The organism is Stecheria intestinalis (assembly GCF_009696165.1).
Lineage (GTDB): Bacteria > Bacillota_I > Bacilli_A > Erysipelotrichales > Erysipelotrichaceae > Bulleidia > Bulleidia intestinalis.
The window spans coordinates 1-18,650 of record NZ_VUMN01000009.1 but is presented as its reverse complement, the minus strand read 5'-3'; the positions used below and the strand labels follow the sequence as shown (position 1 = coordinate 18,650).

Sequence of the window (18,650 nt, the reverse complement as noted above, 5' to 3'; positions counted from 1 at the left end):
ATGGAAACAGAGCAGAAACTCCGGGTGCTGGCCAAGATAGCCTCAAAGCTGAATACGGCAGGCATTGTCTGGGATGTCGGCGCTTCTCTGTTACTCTATCTTCACGGCATCACGGATGAGTTTCATGACATCGATCTCATGGTGAGACAGGAAGATGCGGATGATGCTGCAGAAATCCTGGATCGGCTTGGAACACGCTCAGTTCCGAAAGCGCCAGATCCGAAGTATCATACGAAACGCTTCCTGGAGTATGTGATTGATGGCGTGGATGTGGATGTCATGATTGACATGATCATCGTGAAAGACGGAAACGAATATGACTGCTCTCTGAAACAGGACGAGATCGATGGTTATGCGGAGGTGTTCGGTCAGAGGATTCCGCTGCATTCGGTCGCGAAATGGAAAGAATACTACACCCTGATGGGCAGAGATCAGAAGGCCAGCATGATTGAGCAGGCTGACTGCCTCTTGAAGAAACGCGCGGGAAGGAGACAAAGGTCTGAAATCATGCGATCTGCTGTCAGATCGTAACGCTGTGAAGGATGATTCTCCCTTCCTGAAAGCTCTGAAGGTCTTGAAGAAAAGCATACGCAGGGAGAAACCGGAGATTCATACCTAGTGCTTCGATCAGAAACGTACCTGGTGAAAATATCTGAAATATTTTGCTGTGATTTAAATTTCAGATGCTGCAGAGGCTTTTGCGTGCTACCATCAGAACAAAAGAGTTCTGAAAGGGGACACGAAATGGAAAAACGCATAGGGGAAAGGCTCGGGATTGCAGAGAAGCTTGGGTTTCTCTGCTTTTCAATGTCCGATAACATCATCTATTACTTCAAAAGCATCTATTATCTGATCTTTCTGACGAATGTGCTGAATATCCCGATGATGATGGCAGGAATCATGACTGCCGTCGGCACGATCTGGGATGCGGTGAACGATCCGCTGGTCGGGGTGATCACGGCAAACCGGAAATTCAGAACCGGGGAGACGATCCGTCCGTATCTGAAGTATATGTCGCTGCCCTGGGCCATCAGCATGGTGCTGCTGTTCACGGATTTCCATCTGTCGCTGATGCCGACGGTGATCGTCAGCCTGGTGGTGTTCTTCTTCTATGAGCTTGAGAATACCTTTCTCGGCATTCCTTATAATGCGATGGCAAATGTTGCGACAGGAGATGACAGCGAGCGGCGCAGCATCAATGCGTTCCGCTCTCTGGGAGGATGTCTCGGTTCCGGGATCGGAGCAGTCGCGGTAGCACCTCTGGTCAGGATGTTCGGCGGCCTGCAGGGACAAGGCGCAATCATCGGACCTGAGGATGCCGGAGCACTCTTCAAGTCTGCTCTGCTGATGGGCGTCATCTGCATGGCTGGCTGTCTGATTCATTATTTCACCTGCCGCGAACGCGTTCATGCGGCAGCCGGGGATGCCGAGGAGAAGGTGACTTTCCGCTCAGCCTATCGCATGCTGTTTCACTGCCAGAGCTGGGTAGCCAACATGTTCTATATCATCGCATATTCCGTGGTCAATCTGCTGCTCATGAACATGATCAATTACTATGCGTCCTATGTGCTCGGAGAGTCTGCGGCAGCGACTCCGATTCTTGCAGTCTATCTGCTGACTTCCGTGATTTTCTCGATTCTGACCCCGGCGATTGACCGAAAACTTGGAAGGAAGAAGACCATGATTGCAGGTGCTCTCGTGCAGATCATTGCCAAGATACCGTTTATCCTGAATCCGTATTCCATCGTGAACGTCTATATCAATGCGATCGGCGTCGGAATCGGTGCGACCATCACGTTCATCATGTTCAATACGAACCGGAATAATATTTCCGATCTCATCGAAGCTGAGAATGGCAGACGGCTGGATACGATGATCTCGACCGGAGATGGGCTCGCGGCAAAGCTTGCCCAGGCCCTGGCGGCCCAGCTGATGACATTNTCCCTGGCGAAAGCCGGGTTTGAACAGACGCTGAAGCTGAACCAGAATCCAGCCGTGATCCATACGATCAATGCGCTGCTCGGCTGGGTGCCGGCAGCGGTAGCGGTGCTGATGCTGGTAGCGATCCGCTATATCCGGATTGACTGCGAGATGAAGCAGGCTGTTTCCGGACAGGAAGGAGAAAAGAGATGAATCCGCATGTGATGCTGAAAGACCCGGATCAGATCCGGGCAGTGGAATCACTGAGAAGGCTTGATCAGAATGGCTATCTCTATGCCATGGACTGCAGGTTTGATTATCTGAAGGCAGCAGGACAGCTCGTGCAATTCTTCGATGCGGGCTGTTCTTCCTTCGTCCAGAGGAATTCTGAGAATGAGATGGTTCTGTACCGGAACTATGATTACGGTCATCATCTGCACAATGACCGGCGCAATCCGGTTACCGGAATCAACTGCGTCATACATGCTCAGAGTCCGTCTGCCCGCTATGAGTCAATCGGTACAGCAGATGCGTTCTGGACGGATCCGCGCCATGCTGGAATGGTGGCCGGAAAGGCAGACGACGGAGTGACGGACATTTCTGCCTTTGCGATGCTGCCTCTGGTATGCATGGATGGGATGAATGAAGCTGGTCTCTGCGTAAGCATCATGGCGCTGTGCGTGGAGTCGGACTGGCAGGAAACGGATTATGAGAAAGCCGTTCTGCAGGCAGAAGCGAATAGGGAAGTGAAGAAGTATGTTGTGCTCCTGCAGAAGCCAGGCGAACTTCCGGATCGCTTTGACAAGTGGTCTTATCCGGGATGCCTGGCACTGAATGAAGCGGATCATAAAGCATGGCGGGCTGAGATGCCGGTTCATGAGCAGAAGAACCAGGGCCGGCCGACTCTATACCATCCGATTCTGATGAGGCAGATGCTTGATCTCTGTGCGGATACAAAGGAAGCATCTGCACTTGCTTCTTCTGTCAATGTGAAGGCAGCGGTTCCTGGTTCGGATTATCATATTCTGATTGCGGATGCGTCCGGAAACAGCGTAATGCTGGAATGGGAAGGTGATGAGATGAAAGTGCTGCCGGCGAAGTGCGGAACAAACTACCGTCTGAATGGAACGGATCCTTTCCGCGGCACAGATCGGCGCTATGAATGCATCCAGGCAGGCCTGGAGCGCTTTTCGTCCAGGATGCCGGAAAAATACGGGCTTGATCTGCTGCGGCTGGTATGCCAGGAGCCTGGCAATGGAGCTGACCGGGGCAAGACGCAGTACTCGTGCATCTATCATCTGGAGCAGAAGACGATGCAGATATTCTCATTCGGAGATTATTCCCATAGCTGGACATTTTCTCTGCATGGAGAATTGCTGAGGGAGGAGTAGGAACAGGACATGGAACGGATCTATACGATGAAGCTTTCCAGCGTCTATCCGCTGCTGGTCAGCAAAGCAGAACGGAAGGGAAGGACGGAAGCAGAAGTACAGGAACTGATCTTCTGGCTCATGGGCTATGATGCAGATTCCCTCAAGAAGGTGCTTGAAGAAGATCCGGATTATCAGACGTTCTTCCATGAAGCACCTGCCTGGAATCCTGCTTCGGAAAATATTACCGGAAAGATCTGCGGTGTCCGGATCGAGACGATCAGCGATCCTCTGATGCGGAAGATCAGATGCCTGGACAAGCTGGTGGATGAACTAGCAGCAGGCAGGCCGGTAGCGAAGATCCTGAACCGCTCCTGATAGCCCTGACGGCTTGAAACAGAACGGGCAGATCATTAGAATGAGGATAGATGAAGTACTGTCATCCATTTGATCATTTGCTGAAAAAGAAGGAGGATCAGGACAATGGAAATGAAGTTCTATCGCTGTGCGCATTGCGGAAAGATGATTGCAGTCGTGAAGGAAACCGGCGTTCCGGTATACTGCTGCGGAGAACCAATGCAGGAGGTTGTTCCGAATACCGTGGATGCGGCTGCGGAGAAACATGTGCCGGTTTATGAAGTCAGCGGGAATACGGTGCATGTAAAAGTTGGTTCGGTGGCACATCCGATGCTGCCGGAACATTACATCGAGTGGATTGCGCTGCAGACGAAACAGGGAAATCAGCGCAAGCAGCTGAAACCAGGAGATGCACCGGAAGCGTGCTTTGCAATCTGCGACGGTGATGAAGTAGAAGCTGTCTATGAATACTGCAATCTGCACGGGCTCTGGAAGGGCTGAGAGAAGAAAGCAGGCTTGATGCCTGCTTTTCTGTTTTTTTCAGCTGTTTTTATCAATGTGTGTTTTCCTGAGCTGCCGGAGGCTGTGATCATAATTCATATTTGCGAATGCAGTATAGAGAATATCGATGATATTCATGGAAGAACTGCGGCTTGCCATCGCGGCGGTACGGAACAGGGATTCACTGGAAGTCGTATAGAGCTTGAGATCCGCCAGATCGCTGATCGGAGACTTCACTGGTCTTGTGATCGCAAGAATGGTGGTTTGATTTTCTTTCATCGCTTTGGCACAGGTGATCATTTCAGCAGTATGTCCGGAATAGGAAATGATGATTGCAAGATCCTTCCGGGTGCTGCTGCGGGCAGTGACGAGCTGCAGATGCCAGTCTTCACTGATCACGCATGGTTTGTTGATCCGCAGCAGCTTCAGATAGGCGTCTCTGGCTGTGACAAAGGAAGCTCCCATGCCGAACAGCAGGATGCGGTCTGCTTCTACCATCTTCTCAGCACATTTTTTCAGAACGGAGGGATCCATGAGCCGCTGAGTCTCCTGGAGAGACTGGATGTTCTGCCAGGTGATCTTCCGGATGATTTCTTCGATGGAATCGCCTTTGCGGATTTCATCCTGGGAAAGCACCATGCTTTCATCCTGCAGCACAAGTTCGACCGTGAGGGTTTTCCGGAAGTCTTTGTAGCCATGAAAGCCCAGAGCTTTGCACATACGTACAACTGCAGATGCGGAAGTGAAAGATTCACTGGCAAGTTCATGGATGCTGAGCGAAGAGGCTTCGTGCGGATGACTCAGGATATAGTCTCCGGCAGCACGTTCTGCGGTATTCATCTGAGGCAGGTTTTCCCGCAGAAGAATCAGTACATTTTTCATGGAATCAGCACATTCTCCTGAGCAGATTATGCAAAATGTGAAACAAAGTGTCAAATAGGAATGGGACGCTTGAAATAAAGTTCGATCACATTATATTGGAATTATCAAAGCTTTGAGAAAGAGAATCACAATCAGAAATAGGGGGACAGTCTCTGTGGCTTTAAACCTTGAAAAAATGACGACGGAAAAGCGGAATCCGGCAACCATGAATCTTGATGAGATGTCGGCACTTGAGATCGTCACGGAAATGAATCGGGAAGATGCCGGGATTCCGGAAGCGATCCGTCCGCATCTTCCGGAAATTGCACAGGTAGCAGAATGGGGTGCTCAGTCTTTGTCTGACGGCGGCCGGATTTTCTATATGGGAGCTGGCACGAGCGGCAGACTCGGAGTCCTGGATGCGTCAGAATGCCCGCCTACGTTCGGAGTTTCTCCGGAAACGGTAGTCGGACTGATTGCCGGAGGTGAACATGCATTCATCAGAGCGGTGGAAGGTGCAGAGGATAATAAGGAACTCGGGGCTCAGGATCTGAAAGACCATCATCTCACGGAAAAGGATCTGGTGATCGGTCTTGCTGCGAGCGGCCGTACGCCGTATGTGATCGGCGGAATTGAATACGCAAAGTCGATCGGCTGCCATACTGCCGGCATTACCTGCAATGCAGGATCGGCAATCGGGAAAGCTTCCGATTGTGCAATTGATGTAGTGGTAGGACCGGAAGTGCTGACGGGTTCCACCCGTCTGAAATCCGGTACTGCGGAAAAGATGGTTCTGAACATGATCTCCACGGCGGCTATGGTTCAGATCGGAAAATCATATGGAAATCTGATGGTCGATGTGGTGCTCTCCAATGAGAAGCTGCAGGTCCGTGCTGAGAATATCGTGATGGACGCAACGGGAGTCGACCGCGAGACGGCAAGAAAGAAAATCACGGAAGCAGGCGGACGCTGCAAGACTGCGATCACTATGATTCTTGCGGACTGTTCTAAAGAGGAGGCAGAACAGCGTCTTGATCAGGCCCATGGACATGTCAGAAAAGCAATTCTTCAGAAATAATAAGAAAGGGGAAATCTTTTATGACCAATGAAGAACTTGTGAAACAGATGCTCGAAAAGCTTGGCGGAAAAGACAATGTCCGCTCGGCAACCAACTGTCAGACCCGCTTGCGGGTACAGGTGACGGAAGATGCGAAGATCGATGAAGCCGGACTGAAGGGAATCGACGGCGTCCTCGGAATCGTGCATGACCGTCCGGGTTACATCGAAGTCGTAGTCGGACCTGGCAAATGCCGCAAATGCGCAGACATCTGCAGGGATATGGGGATCCCGAGCAATGCCGCAGATGCAGTATCCACGAATAATGACTGGAAGACGAACAAATCCAATGTGAAGTCGGGTCAGAAACCGAATAAGGTGCGTGATCTGCTCAAGGTGTTCGGCGAGATCTTCGTCCCGCTGATTCCTGGTGTCATCGCTGCTGGTCTCTGCGCTGGTATCGCAACCTTGATCCGCCAGCTGGCGCCTGGGTATGCGGACAGCACATTCCTGAATGTAATCGTCAGTCTGCTCAGCCTGATCAATGCTGCATTCCTGTCTTATCTGACTGCATGGGCTGGCTATCGTGCTGCAGAACGGTTCGGAGGCACTCCGATTCTCGGCGGCATGCTCGGCATGATCACCGGACTTGATGGCATCAATACGATTTCTCAGGCTATCGGCTGGTTCAATGAAGACATTCCGCTGGATTCCATTCTGAGAAGCGGACGCGGCGGCGTTCTGGCTGCTGTCATCGGGGTCTACTTCATGGTGAAGATCGAGAAGGCAATCCGCAAGAAGATGCCTGATTCTCTCGATATTGTCTTTACACCGATTCTGACGCTGATCGTTACTCTGATTCCTTATATCTTTGTAGTCATGCCGGTCTGCGGCCTCATCTCCAGCGGTCTCTGCTGGATCGTCCAGGTGCTCTGCATGAGCGACAATATCGTCGTGCGTATCATCTCCGGTTATGTCAGTGCAGCATTGTTCCTGCCGATGGTTGCTATGGGCATGCATCATGGTCTGGTTGCATTGTATTCCGTACAGCTGGAACAGTTCGGCTATGTCATGCTGTATCCGGCCCTGGCAATGGCTGGTGCTGGTCAGGTCGGCGCTGCAATTGCAATCTCGAGAAAGGCTAAGAAAGTCGGCAACGAACGTCTGCGCAATGTCATTCGCGGTGCTCTCCCGGCTGGATTCCTCGGTGTCGGCGAACCGCTGATCTACGGCGTCACGCTGCCGATGGGCAAGCCGTTCATCACTGCCGGTCTCGGTGCTGGTTTCGGCGGTGCGTTTGCAATGGCTACCGAAGTCGCTGCTACTACCTGGGGTCCTTCCGGATTGCTTGCTCTGTTCGTCATGACTGCAGGTCCTCATGGTGCAGTACAGTCGGTTCTCTGCTATGCGATCGGCCTTGTCATCTCCTACATCATGGGCTTCATCATCACTAATGCAATGGTAAAGGACGAGGAAGTCGCAAATGCATAATCTTCCTGGTTATTCCGTTTATCTTGCAGAATACAGGAAAGGGCGTATGCCGTCTGCAGAAGTTATTGCAGGCGGCGCGCCTGTTTTTCTGTCTCTGCATATCCGCGAAGAATATTCAGATTCTTATGAGCAGGAGATGGAAGAACTCTGCGCGGCGCTGAATGACAGAGGCCTCAGGATCATTGCGGACATCGAGAAAGAAACACCTTCAAGATTCCATGTTTCATCGGTTCTGCAGCTGAAGGAGAAACTTCATCTCTATGGGGTCCGTCTCGATTTCGGATTCACTGTCCAGGAAATTGCAGCATTAGCAGAACAGATGCCAATCGTCCTGAACGCGTCCTCCGTGAATCCGGAGGATGCCAGCCTGATTCTGTCTCATTCTGCTTATCCGGTCACCGCCATGCATAACTTCTATCCGCGTCCAGAAACAGGACTCGATGAAGCATACCTGCATGAAACAACTGCGAATCTGAAAGCACTTGGCCTGAAGACGGCCGCATTTATTCCGGGTGATCTTGCTAAGCGCGGTCCGATATACGAAGGACTTCCTACCCTGGAAGCTCACCGGACTCTTCCGCCTTCGGTCGGATATATTGATCTGCTTGGACGTTTTCAGATCGATTCTGTATTTGTCGGCGATCCGGAAATCAGCGGGAAAGAAGTTTCGAGGATGCAGGCCTATGCAAAGAAAGATATCATTGAGCTGCCCTGCATGCTCAGAGAAGGATATGAAGATTATTACGATCAGGCCTTCACGTGCCGGATCGATTCTCCTTCCTGGCTGATCCGGGCAGAGGAATCAAGAGCCTATGCAGGCAGTTCCGGAAGAAAGGAACCAGCTCGTCTTCCGGAAGAACGTATCCGCGGATCCATCACCCTGGATAATGAAAAGTATCTGCGCTATTGCGGCGAACTGCAGCTGATGCGAAAAGACCTTTCTGCAGATGAACGTGTCAATGTGATCGGACATGTGAAGCAGGAATATCACAGCCTGCTGGATCTGATCGGAAGAGGAAAGAAGTTCATACTGAAACATGAATAAGCTGAAACTCATTGCCATGGATCTCGATGGAACGGCCCTGCAGGAGGATCATGAATCCTTTACTTCTCAACTGCTTGAGGTTCTGGAGGAAGCACATCAGATGGGGATTTATATCCTTCCGGTAACCGGAAGACCATGGGAGATGCGTCCGGAAGTTCTGAAGCATCGGTATGCCTGGAGCGATCGGATCGTATGTGCTAATGGCGCAGAAGAGCGGGAACTGTCAGATGGAACGATCCGCAGAAGATACCCGCTGAATCCGGCGACGGTCATAGAACTGATCCATCAGAAAGGACCGGAAGATACCTTTGAAGTATTCCGGGATGGACATCAGTATATTTCTGAAGCGGATTACCGGAAAGAAGGATCTGTTCATCCTGGTTTCTGGTTCCACCGCGATCACGTGCTGAGAAAATTCGGCGTGCTGAAAGAAGACCTCGAACAGGAAGTTCAGAGGCTTTCCGATGGGATGCTGAAGGCAAGCTGGTTCTGCTTCGATGAACAGGCATGCATTCATGCAAGAGAAGTTCTATCCAGGATGGATGTTTCAGCTGCGGAAACCGGACATGGATATTTTGAGATCACAAGTCCGGATGCCACAAAGCTGAAAGGCCTGCTGCGCGTGCTGGCAGAGCTGAATGTTTCGCCATCAGAAGCAGCCTACCTCGGCGACAGCGACAATGATCGTTCTGTCTTCGGAAACGTCGGCACCAGCGTGGCCATGGGCAATGCCCCGGATTCTCTGAAACAGGCAGCGGATCTGATTGCCGGCAGGTATGATGAAGATGGTGCTGCAAATATCATTGCAGAAATGATCAAGCCAGACTGATGAAGTCTGGCTTTCTGCTGAATTGAATTATTCTTCCGGGATGGACAGTCTGCCCGGATGAGAGATCATGTAGGAAGCAGTATGAACTGCATATCTGCATGCATGAACCGGATCATTGCTCTGCAGATAGTCATGCACAAAGGCAGCGTTGAAGGTATCTCCGGCTCCCAGCGTGCTCAGCACATGAACGTTTTCCGGAGGAACTTCAGTGATGCTGTCTGCTGTGACGACATATACGGAACCAGGACCGTTTCTTGCGATGACGGTTCGTCTGGAACTGCATAGTCTTTCTGCTGCAGTGATCAGTTCTTTCTCTTCGGCAAGCGGCCCGAATTCTTCGATGCCTGACCCGGTCAAAAGATCTGTCATTGAGATCATCTCTTCATAGGCGGCTCTGCGTTCATCATTCAGACCATAGGTTTCGATGCGCAGGTTCAGATCGAAATAGAGAATGGAATTGGTTTTCTTTTTCAGCCTCTTCAGGAAGGAAAGCACCGCATGCATGGTTTCCGGTTCATTGGTCATCAGCATTCCGCTGGTCACCACGAGATAGTCCTGCATCGGTATCTTCGAAAAGCTTTCGTCATTGGACCGGGGAAGGTGAGAGCCCGGCGGCAGCCAGGGAAAGACGAGACGGTTGCTATGATTCAGCATTGCGATGCAGACGATGTCATGATTTCCCTGATCGATCGACCAGGAAAGATCTGTTCCGCCATTCATCAGTTCCTGGCTGAGCCAGCTGCCGATCGAATCTGTGCATAGATCAGTGACGAAATAAGGATGGTCCCCGAGCTTGTTCAGCACGGTTCAGCAGTTGCCCATCGTGCCGCCGCCCTGAAGCGTGACATCAGCGGTCTCATCCATGAAAAGAGAAGAACGTAGTTCCAGTGCCTTTCCATATGGAACAATCAGATCTGCATTGAGATCGCCGATGCATAGAATCGGTCTTGTCATTGCTTTGCCGCCTTGCAGAACGCGCGCACCTTTTCCAGATCTTTGCCGACGATCTTTCCGTTTTCAAACCGGCTCGTCTTCGTGCAGGAATCGACGCCCCATGGATGCAGGAAATCTATCGCATCTTTCACATTCTCCGGTCCGAGACCGCCTGCCTCGATGATCGGAATCTTCACCTTTAAAATGATCTCCCGATCGATGTTCCAGTCATGCGTGACGCCTGCTGCTCCGATACCCGGATTATTGTCCGGAATGGAATCGAGAATCAGATAATCGGAATAGGCTGCTTTTTCTTCTGCTTCCGGAATGGAGGAGCGATCCCTGATTCCGATGGCTTCCATCAGTTCTGCCCAGGGGCATTCTTCCTTCATGCGCCGGCGGAAGTCCAGGCTGCTATGATAATCCGCATACAGCTGCAGTACGTCTGCGTGCAGGTAGTTCATCATCTGAAGAATCTGATCCGGATCGGAATCCGTGGAGATCAGAACGCTTCTGCGCACCTTGCCTCGCAAGGTATCGAATATTTCCAGAGCCTGTTCCGGAAGTACTTCGCATGGATATCTTCCATCGAGTTTTCTCGAGACGAGAACGCCGATCTGGTCGGCGCCGGCTTCTGCACAGGCAGCAGCTTCTTCGGCCGTCTCTAAAGAATAAATCTGTACAATCATATAAACTCCTTTAACATGAATTTCTTTCTGTCCTCATATCACGTACTTTCCAGGCTGGTCAGGGCGAGAAAAAGAATGGGTGCCCAAGCATATTTAAAGGGAATTTCAAGACTGTTTCTCTGAGTTCTTTTCTTATAGGATCAAAACAGCGGGAAAAGAGATGGGCAATCACATGAACAAGCAGACAGAAACCGGAAATGAGCAGGGTGTCTTCCTGGATTGGGAGAAGGATGACGGAAATCAGGTTCCGCTCACCGAGGAAGAAATCGAAGAAGTGAACAGTGAAATCCGTTTCTGATGCCGGGCAATCGTCCGGCGCTTTTTATTTGCAGAACTTGATCGGGAGACCTATTCTGGGATTATGAATGCATATGAAGTAACAGATCTTTCATCTGGAACGTCTGTTCAGTTCCGGCCGGTCATGTATGAAGACTGCATGAATCCGGGAAACTGGAAGACGATTGAAGCAGAGAAGACAGAAGAAAACGGAATCGTGAGATTTCGTTCAGCAGAACATGATCTTCTGATTCCTGAACGGGAACTTGGGAGATATTCGATCCGGGAGTTTCAGATCGAACCAGTGAAACCGTCCCGTCGGAAGGGCTGCATTCCCTGCACGAACTGCGGGCAGTGCGGCTGGTAATCAGAGCTTGTGGTTTTTCCGGTATCGGGATGGCGTTTCGCCATAGGTATCCCGGAAGTTGCGGATAAAGTGGCTTTTGTCATGAAAGCCGACCTGGCTGGAAATCTGCTCCACGGTCAGGTCCGTGGTCAGCAACAGCCTCTCTGCTTGCAGCAGACGGATGGACTGCAGCTTATGGGAGAAGGTTTCTCCGGTGATCTTCTGAAAGCGGGTGCTGAGATAGCTTGGATTGTATCCGAACTTCTCAGCGACTTCCTGCAGCGTGCAGGTGGGGTAATGATCGCCGATGTATTTCATGATCTTGCCGAAGCGGTTTTCAGCAACCATCGTGGAGTTCTGAAGGAGGAGCTGCTCCGGTCTTTTCCGGTCCAGATAAGTGAGCAGGGCAACCGTGAAGAGACTGACATTCTTTCCCGTATAGGAATCCCCCAGAGAAAGCTCCTGCAAAAGAAAGCGGAACAGGGAAGCGATATCGGCATCACCGGCACTGTGGAAGAACAGATGTTCATCTTCCGGATGAGGAATGGACAGGAAGTCATAGATGATGCGGCAGTCTGAAATCTGTGAATAGAACAGGGGATCCAGACAGGATTTCCGATAATTTACACAATCGAGGGGAGCGGTGGAGACAAAGCTGGAATTCTGTCTGCACAGCATGAGGTCTCCTTTCTCCATTACATATCTTCTTTCGGAAAACAGAAGGGTACATGGTTCAATGGAATGAAGGATTGTGAAGAATGAGGTGGTGCCGCTGGCATTCTTTTTTCTTGTGACTTTTTCCATAAATTTTCTGTCTCCTATGATAGCAGAGATACGGCCACTTTCCAGATAAAATCCAGACATTGTTAACAAATGCACATTGCATAAACTCTGTGCTTAGGGAAAGGGAGAAAAGAAATGAAAAAAGCTTTTAAAACTCTTCTGGCTGGCGTAATGGCATTTGCCATGGTCGGATGCAGCAGTTCTTCGGGAACAGCTGAGTCGACTGCCAGTGCAGCATCTTCTGCTTCTTCTGTCAAAGATGGTACGTATACCGCTTCGGCCGAAGGATTCGGAGGAAATGATGTTACGGTCACGATCACGGTAGAAGGCGGCAAGATCACCAATACCACAGTAGATGCTTCTACGCAGTCTGCAGATTACGGACAGAAGGCAGCGGATACGCTGGCTCAGGAAGTAATGGACGGGCAGACGTATGACATCGATATCGCAGCTGGTGCTACGATGACCAGAAATGGTGTATCGGAAGCAGTCAAGGACTGCATGGAACAGGCTGGCTTTGATGTCGATGCATTGGCAGCAAGCAGTACGGCGACTGGTGAAGATGAAACTGTTGATACGGATGTCCTGGTCATCGGTATGGGTGCTTCCGGTTCCACGGCAGCACTGAAGGCAGCCGAGTCCGGAGCTAAGGTTCTCGGCGTTGAAGCAACCCAGACACTCGGCGGCATGGGCAATGCGGCTCAGGGTATGTTCGCAGTTGGTTCTGTGGAACAGAAGGATCGCTATGGCGAAGATGGCGAGACCACGGATGAAGAATACTGGTACAACCACTTCATGGAGTCCACGGACAACCTCGGCAATGCGAAGCTGATCCGCCGCTTCATCTCTGAAGCAAAGAATACGGTCAGCTACATGCTGAATCATGGCGTCGGCTTCTTCCTGTCCAAGACTCCGCAGCAGATTGCGCACTTTGATACAGAAGTTGTCTACCACCGCTGGAACAATGCAGACCCGTTCAAGTATATCGGTGAAGCACTGGATGAGAATGGAGTTGAGATCCGCTATGGTACTACTGCAACAGAACTGATCACGGACAGCGATGGTGCCGTGGTCGGAGCAAAGTGCACAAAGCCGGATGGCGGAACGCTGACAGTCAACGCAAAGTCGGTCATCGTTTCCACTGGTTCCTTCGCAAACAACCCGGAACTCATGGAAGAGACCCTGGGTGAAGAAGTCTATAACAACGCTCTGGTTATGGCCGGTTCCAAGCTGCCTGGCATTGAGATGATGTGGAATGCCGGCGCTGCTAGAGGCGAGCTGCTCACCATGAACCATGGCGTCAACACGAAGAATGTCACAGAGACGGTTTCCGAGCTCACGCTGAACACACCGATTCTCTGGGTCAACGGACGCGGCAAGCGTTTCATGAATGAAGACCTGCTCAAGGATACTGTTGAATTCTCTTCTGCAGTGATTACTCAGGGCGGTGTCGCATATACGATCGTCGATCAGGCTACTGCTGACCGCTGGTGCGACCAGACTCAGGAGAACACAGGTACCTGGATCCATTACTGGGATCAGCACGGGATTGTCGTAGACGGCGAACCGACCATCTACCATGCACCGATGGCGAAGGCGGACTGGGATGCAGGCTTCCAGGCTCTTCAGGAAGCAGGTGAAGGCGGAGTGTTCGATACCATCGAAGAAGTAGCAGACTTCATCGGCTGCGATGCTGCCGATCTGCAGGAAACGATCGACAACTACAATTCCTATGTCAAGAATGGCAAGGATGATGAATTCTTCAAGGATCCGGAAGATCTGGTCTATTCGGTTGAAGAAGGTCCTTACTATGTTACCAAGGGTCATTCCGGAGTGCTCGGTGCACTTGGCGGAGTCAATACTGATGAATATCTCCGTGTTCTCAATGAGCAGAACAAGGTAATTCCGAACCTGTATGCGACTGGCAACAACGTTTCCGGAATCTCTGTCGCTGCATATCAGAACGTCGAAGGTGTAGGTCTTGGCTTCTCGCTGACGTCCGGCAGACTGGCTGGTGCAGCTGCTGCTGAGAATGCAGGCTATACTGCAACGGAAGATACTGCTGAACTCACTGAACTTGGTCAGGAGACCATGGAAACTGCTACTGCCCGCGGCATGGACGGCAATACCGCTCATGGCAGCTCTGACAGCGAAGCATCTGCTTCTCCGGAAGCTTCTGCTGAAGCAAACTGAGTATCTGTTCAGAAAAAAGAACAAAGAAACAGTCCTCCGACAGGATTGCATGCAGAGCATGCGGTTCCTGAAAGGGGGACTGTTTTTCCGTCAATGAGAATCAGAATAACGGTTCAGAGCGTTCTGTAAAGCTCCGTCAGGATCTCTACGCAGGGCTCAATTCCTAATCCGGAAGAACTCAGAGCCAGATCATAATGGCTGCTGTCGCCCCAGGTCATGCCGGCATGGGACTGGTAATACGTCTGGCGGCCGCGGTCTTTCTCACGGAGGTATTTCTCCGGATCCGAAGGAGATTCATGATATTCTTCCAGGACTCTTCTGATCCGGCTGGCACGGTCTGCAAAGATGAATACTTTCAAGAGATTGGTGCGGTCTTTCAGAATGAAGTCTGCCCCTCTTCCGACGATCACGCATGGCTTTTCGGCAAGCTGGCGGATGACGTCACATTGCGCATTCCATAGGTCATTCTGGATCGTGCGGGAACTGATGCGCTTCGAAGAGAAGGAGAGCACCATCCAGTCGTCGGAGGATTCAGTGCTGTCTTCCACGAAGTCTTTCCGAAGACCTGTTTTCTCAGCGAGTTTTTCGATGATCTTGCTGTCATAGCATGGGATGCCGAGCAGCTCTGCAGTTTTCTGACCGATGATGCGGCCGCCGCTGCCATACTGCCGGCTGATGGTTATGATCTGTTTCATAATCGTCTCCTCTTGTTATTACTATAGTCGATTTCGCTGGTTTTCAGCATATAATTCCCGTATGGAAAACAAGAAAAACTGCTGGAAGAAATGCTTCTATCTGGATCTTGAAAAAGATATGCCCGTGCATCTTTCAATGGAAGATGAGCATCTGTTCTATGAGCTGGAGACCCCGAATCATCATACGGGGAATCTGATTCGCAATCTGGCCCATCTCTGTCATCTGCCGCTAAGTGAGAATGAAGAAGGCATGCTGGTGATCCGCGGCGAAGTGCCGTGCTACATCGATGGGAAGAATGAAGAAGTCTGGATCTTCCGGCTTGGCAATACCAAGGTGGCAAATATCTACCGGGATGGCCGGATTGAGATGAAGGCATCGATCCCGGCTATTTCCAAGACGCTGATGAGCCAGACCAGGGATTACCGGCTCAGTGAAGGAAAGACGATCTTCAAGACGTATATCCGCCGGGAAGTGAAGTTTCACAGCGATCTCCATACGCATATGAATGGCAACCTGATGCCGGACGTCCTGATTGCCATAGGCATCGTGCATCAGATCCGCTACCCGCTCTACTATGTGCGCAAGCTGAATCTGACTGTTTCAGAGAGTCAGCAGGAAATGCTGGAAGCACAGAGAAAGCAGGTTGCCAGACAGTTCATTCATTCTGATCTGAGGGGCAAATATCTTGATCGGAAGATCAATGACAATACGTTCATCAACTTTGCAGACCTCGTGCTGAACAATCTGGAACATGCCGAAGAGAATCTCGTGAAGATCCGCAACTCCCTGGCTGTGATGAAAGACGGCCAGGCAGTATTCACGAATCTCGAGAAGGTATATCTCTACCGCTATGTGTTCTGCAAAGGCAGAGAGAGTGAAGATCAGATCGATCTCCATGATATTGAACACATTCCGGATTCTGAGATCCGTGAAGCAGCAGAGCAGATGCTGAAAGATCATCAGAACCCGGAATATGCAGAGAATACGATTTTCCAGGATAAGCTGTTATGGATTGCAAGACAGTATGCGGCTCAGGGCATCACCTATGCTGAAATCAGCGATACGACCCTGGTCAAGGAACATGACTGTCTCAGAATGCTGGCCGAAGTCCATGCAGTCATGCCAGCGGTGACGAGGGAAACCGGTGTGACGCTCCGCTTCCTGGCAGCGATGCGGAGAATTCCGCTGACTATCGTGAAGGATCAGGTTACTCCGGCAGACTATCTTTCCTCGAATCTGAACACCATGAAGGCAGTTTCATATGATCCTTATGTAGCAGGGTGCGACATTGTCGGAGAAGAAATCAATGACATCATTGAGCTCAAGCCGATGTTCCGGGAACTCGTGAAGATTCCGGCCAGAGATCCATCTTTTGTGATTCGGATTCATGCCGGAGAGAATGACAGCCTGAAGGATAATATGTCTCACAGCATTGCCTGCGTGAAGGATTCGCTTGCGCCAGGACAGCCGATGCCGATCATGCGGCTGGGGCATGGATTATATTCCTGCGGTCTGAAGACGAAGAAGGGAAAAGAACTTCTGGAGGATCTTAAAAAGTATCACATCACCCTGGAATTCCAGATCACTTCCAATGTCCGCCTGAACAATCTGAATTCGCTGGCTTCTCATCCGCTTCGTTCGTATCTGAAGGAAGGTATTTCGTGTGTGCAGGGAACGGATGGAGCAGCATTGTACGGAACAAGTCCGATTGATGAGCAGCTGTCGCTGGAGAAACTGCTGGATCTTTCGTACGACGAACTGAAGCAGATGCATGACTCGGAAGCCGCCGTCATTGCTCAGCAGATGAAGTCGTTTGAAGAAAAGAAGATCGCCTTCAGGAAACTGCAGGGATCGCTGAGTCCGGAGGAGACGATTCTCAGAATCATGCAGAATCAGGATCCTGCTTCTTCGATTTCCTGGGGAATGCAGAAGCGGATGGATTCCTATCAGGCTCTGAAGGATCAGATTGAAGACTACCCATGGGACAAGGAACCGGTAGTGGTTGCCGGAGGATCCTTCAATACGCAGAGCCGGATGACGCATGTGACGAAGAAAGGAACGCAGATTCTGGATGCGATCATGGAACGTCTGGATCCGGAGGAAGTGTTCTTCGTGATCGGCCATCAGCTGAAGGGATATGAACGCTACCTGGCAGAGCATAATGCAAAGGGATTCCTGATTTTTGCGGTGGTTCCTTCGATGCTGGATCCTGCAGAGATCCGCCGGCTGAAGAAGGCTGGTGTGTCAATCCGGGTTTCTCCGGAAAGCGAGGATATGGGAATCTACAAAAGCTTCAATTATGAGATCTTTGAGCGCCGTCCTTCGATCGTGATCGGGTTTGATGGAAATTCGGCCGGAGCGAACTTGATCCAGGAGGCCAAGAATGGCAAGGGCAAGGCTTCGATTTTCGTATACAGCGGGTCGAAGGGACTGAAAGAGAAGGCAGAATCTCTGGAGGGATATGTGTCATTCTTTGAGGATGAAAGTGCTGCGGACAATATTCTTATTGCCCTTCAGAAAGGATAGCGATGGAGAAGCAGATGGGAACAGCAGAAGAAGATCGGATTGCATTTCAGATCATCGCATCGGCAGGAACTGCGCGTTCCTGCTTTGTCGAGGCGATGGATCTGGCCGAAGAGGGAAAGATCGAAGCAGCAGAAGAAAAGATCCGGGAAGGAAAAGAAGAATTCCGGAAGGGACATCAGATTCATGCGGAATTGCTGCAGAAGATGGCAGAAGGAACGCTGGGACAGGTAAGCCTGCTGCTGGTGCATGCGGAAGATCAGCTGATGAGTGCGGAAGACTTCAGTATTCTTTCCGAGCGGATCGTTCAGCTGGAACAGCAGCTGCTGAACAAAGACTGAGTTACAGACAGAAGAAAACCAGAATTTCTTCTGGTCACGCTTCTTTCTTGTCGATGAGCGGGTCTTCGATTCCGTGGGCCAGGGCGTGTTCTTTGATTCTGGCGAAGGTTTCATCGCTCAGATCATGCTCGACCTTGCAGGCATCCTGCACGGCGGTATCAGCATCTACACCCAGCTGCATGAACATCTGGGTGAGAATGCGATGGCGTTCATAGATGCGGGTGGCAATCTCACGGCCGGGCTTGAGAAGCTTGATGGCGCCGCTGCGTTCCATGGAGATATATCCGTTTTCCCTGAGCTTCTTCATGGCGATCGAAACTGAGGCTTTGGAAAAGCCCTTTTCTTCGGCAATATCAATGGAGTGCACGACTCCTTTGCGTTCCTGGATAATCAGAATGGCTTCCAGGTAATCTTCTGCTGATTCATAGATCTTCATAAGT

General features: G+C 50.8%; 21 protein-coding genes. 14 read left to right on the top strand and 7 right to left on the bottom strand.

Annotated features, from left to right (window positions below; all coding sequences use genetic code 11):
- The 5 genes from FYJ51_RS05160 to FYJ51_RS05140 all read left to right on the top strand — a co-directional run bounded on the left by FYJ51_RS05160 (position 1) and on the right by FYJ51_RS05140 (position 4,148).
- Complete coding sequence (locus FYJ51_RS05160) at positions 1–531, top strand: nucleotidyltransferase domain-containing protein (RefSeq protein WP_154503993.1); 531 nt, start codon at positions 1–3, stop codon at positions 529–531.
- A gap of 213 nt (positions 532–744) precedes the next feature.
- A complete protein-coding gene (locus FYJ51_RS05155) occupies positions 745–2,133 on the top strand; it encodes an MFS transporter (RefSeq protein WP_154503991.1) in 1,389 nt (462 codons plus the stop codon).
- Positions 2,130–3,311: a C45 family peptidase gene (locus FYJ51_RS05150; protein WP_105302913.1), complete on the top strand. Its 1,182-nt coding sequence runs from the start codon at positions 2,130–2,132 to the stop codon at positions 3,309–3,311. Before FYJ51_RS05155 ends, FYJ51_RS05150 begins: the two co-directional genes overlap by 4 nt.
- Before the next feature lie 9 nt (positions 3,312–3,320).
- Complete coding sequence (locus FYJ51_RS05145) at positions 3,321–3,668, top strand: DUF2200 domain-containing protein (RefSeq protein ID WP_154503989.1); 348 nt, start codon at positions 3,321–3,323, stop codon at positions 3,666–3,668.
- Between the two features lie 105 nt (positions 3,669–3,773).
- Entirely contained in the window at positions 3,774–4,148 is a 375-nt protein-coding gene (locus FYJ51_RS05140) for a desulfoferrodoxin family protein (protein WP_408022619.1), read from the top strand.
- Between the two features lie 39 nt (positions 4,149–4,187).
- Here the strand turns inward: FYJ51_RS05140 and FYJ51_RS05135 are convergent, their stop codons facing one another.
- A complete protein-coding gene (locus FYJ51_RS05135) occupies positions 4,188–5,030 on the bottom strand; it encodes a MurR/RpiR family transcriptional regulator (RefSeq protein ID WP_154503987.1) in 843 nt (280 codons plus the stop codon).
- 154 nt (positions 5,031–5,184) lie between these two features.
- Between FYJ51_RS05135 and murQ the strand changes: the two genes are divergently transcribed.
- Genes murQ through FYJ51_RS05115 form a run of 4 tightly spaced genes read left to right on the top strand, consistent with a single transcriptional unit; the run spans position 5,185 to position 9,430 of the window.
- Positions 5,185–6,087, top strand: coding sequence for an N-acetylmuramic acid 6-phosphate etherase (gene murQ, locus FYJ51_RS05130; RefSeq protein WP_105302916.1), 903 nt, complete (start codon positions 5,185–5,187; stop codon positions 6,085–6,087).
- A gap of 20 nt (positions 6,088–6,107) precedes the next feature.
- The gene (locus FYJ51_RS05125) at positions 6,108–7,556 is read left to right on the top strand and encodes a PTS transporter subunit EIIC (protein WP_105302917.1); all 1,449 of its coding nucleotides are present in this window, start codon (positions 6,108–6,110) and stop codon (positions 7,554–7,556) included.
- A gap of 46 nt (positions 7,557–7,602) precedes the next feature.
- Entirely contained in the window at positions 7,603–8,601 is a 999-nt protein-coding gene (locus FYJ51_RS05120) for a MupG family TIM beta-alpha barrel fold protein (RefSeq protein WP_167836443.1), read from the top strand.
- Complete coding sequence (locus tag FYJ51_RS05115; protein ID WP_154503985.1) at positions 8,594–9,430, top strand: HAD-IIB family hydrolase; 837 nt, start codon at positions 8,594–8,596, stop codon at positions 9,428–9,430. Before FYJ51_RS05120 ends, FYJ51_RS05115 begins: the two co-directional genes overlap by 8 nt.
- Before the next feature lie 27 nt (positions 9,431–9,457).
- On the opposite strand, the gene FYJ51_RS05110 is transcribed toward FYJ51_RS05115, so the two are convergent.
- From FYJ51_RS05110 to FYJ51_RS05100, 3 genes are read right to left on the bottom strand one after another with little or no spacing between them, the layout of a single operon-like run.
- Positions 9,458–10,234, bottom strand: coding sequence for a carbohydrate kinase family protein (locus tag FYJ51_RS05110; protein ID WP_154503983.1), 777 nt, complete (start codon positions 10,232–10,234; stop codon positions 9,458–9,460).
- Positions 10,235–10,237: 3 nt separating this feature from the next.
- A complete protein-coding gene (locus FYJ51_RS05105; RefSeq protein ID WP_154503981.1) occupies positions 10,238–10,384 on the bottom strand; it encodes a hypothetical protein in 147 nt (48 codons plus the stop codon).
- Positions 10,381–11,052 carry a phosphoribosylanthranilate isomerase gene (locus tag FYJ51_RS05100; protein ID WP_154503979.1) on the bottom strand — a complete coding sequence of 224 codons (672 nt, stop codon included), beginning with the start codon at positions 11,050–11,052 and terminating at the stop codon, positions 10,381–10,383. Before FYJ51_RS05100 ends, FYJ51_RS05105 begins: the two co-directional genes overlap by 4 nt.
- Before the next feature lie 172 nt (positions 11,053–11,224).
- On the opposite strand from FYJ51_RS05100, the gene FYJ51_RS13800 reads away from it, so the two are divergent.
- Both FYJ51_RS13800 and FYJ51_RS05095 read left to right on the top strand, forming a co-directional pair.
- The gene (locus tag FYJ51_RS13800; RefSeq protein WP_268892635.1) at positions 11,225–11,350 is read left to right on the top strand and encodes a hypothetical protein; all 126 of its coding nucleotides are present in this window, start codon (positions 11,225–11,227) and stop codon (positions 11,348–11,350) included.
- Positions 11,351–11,413: 63 nt separating this feature from the next.
- Positions 11,414–11,695 (top strand): hypothetical protein, encoded by a 282-nt coding sequence (locus FYJ51_RS05095; RefSeq protein WP_105302922.1) that lies wholly within the window; start codon positions 11,414–11,416, stop codon positions 11,693–11,695.
- On the opposite strand, the gene FYJ51_RS05090 is transcribed toward FYJ51_RS05095, so the two are convergent.
- Positions 11,696–12,478 (bottom strand): helix-turn-helix transcriptional regulator, encoded by a 783-nt coding sequence (locus tag FYJ51_RS05090; protein ID WP_205946195.1) that lies wholly within the window; start codon positions 12,476–12,478, stop codon positions 11,696–11,698.
- Between the two features lie 114 nt (positions 12,479–12,592).
- Between FYJ51_RS05090 and FYJ51_RS05085 the strand changes: the two genes are divergently transcribed.
- Positions 12,593–14,650 carry an FAD-dependent oxidoreductase gene (locus FYJ51_RS05085; protein ID WP_154503975.1) on the top strand — a complete coding sequence of 686 codons (2,058 nt, stop codon included), beginning with the start codon at positions 12,593–12,595 and terminating at the stop codon, positions 14,648–14,650.
- A gap of 113 nt (positions 14,651–14,763) precedes the next feature.
- Here the strand turns inward: FYJ51_RS05085 and FYJ51_RS05080 are convergent, their stop codons facing one another.
- Positions 14,764–15,345, bottom strand: coding sequence for a cytidylate kinase-like family protein (locus FYJ51_RS05080; RefSeq protein ID WP_154503973.1), 582 nt, complete (start codon positions 15,343–15,345; stop codon positions 14,764–14,766).
- A 61-nt stretch (positions 15,346–15,406) separates the two neighbouring features.
- On the opposite strand from FYJ51_RS05080, the gene FYJ51_RS05075 reads away from it, so the two are divergent.
- Positions 15,407–17,872 carry an amidohydrolase family protein gene (locus tag FYJ51_RS05075; RefSeq protein WP_154503971.1) on the top strand — a complete coding sequence of 822 codons (2,466 nt, stop codon included), beginning with the start codon at positions 15,407–15,409 and terminating at the stop codon, positions 17,870–17,872.
- Between the two features lie 14 nt (positions 17,873–17,886).
- Positions 17,887–18,210, top strand: coding sequence for a PTS lactose/cellobiose transporter subunit IIA (locus FYJ51_RS05070; protein ID WP_154503969.1), 324 nt, complete (start codon positions 17,887–17,889; stop codon positions 18,208–18,210).
- A 34-nt stretch (positions 18,211–18,244) separates the two neighbouring features.
- Here FYJ51_RS05070 and FYJ51_RS05065 read toward each other — a convergent pair.
- A partial coding sequence (locus FYJ51_RS05065) for a metal-dependent transcriptional regulator (RefSeq protein ID WP_328597265.1) occupies positions 18,245–18,650 on the bottom strand: 406 nt, incomplete at its 5' end.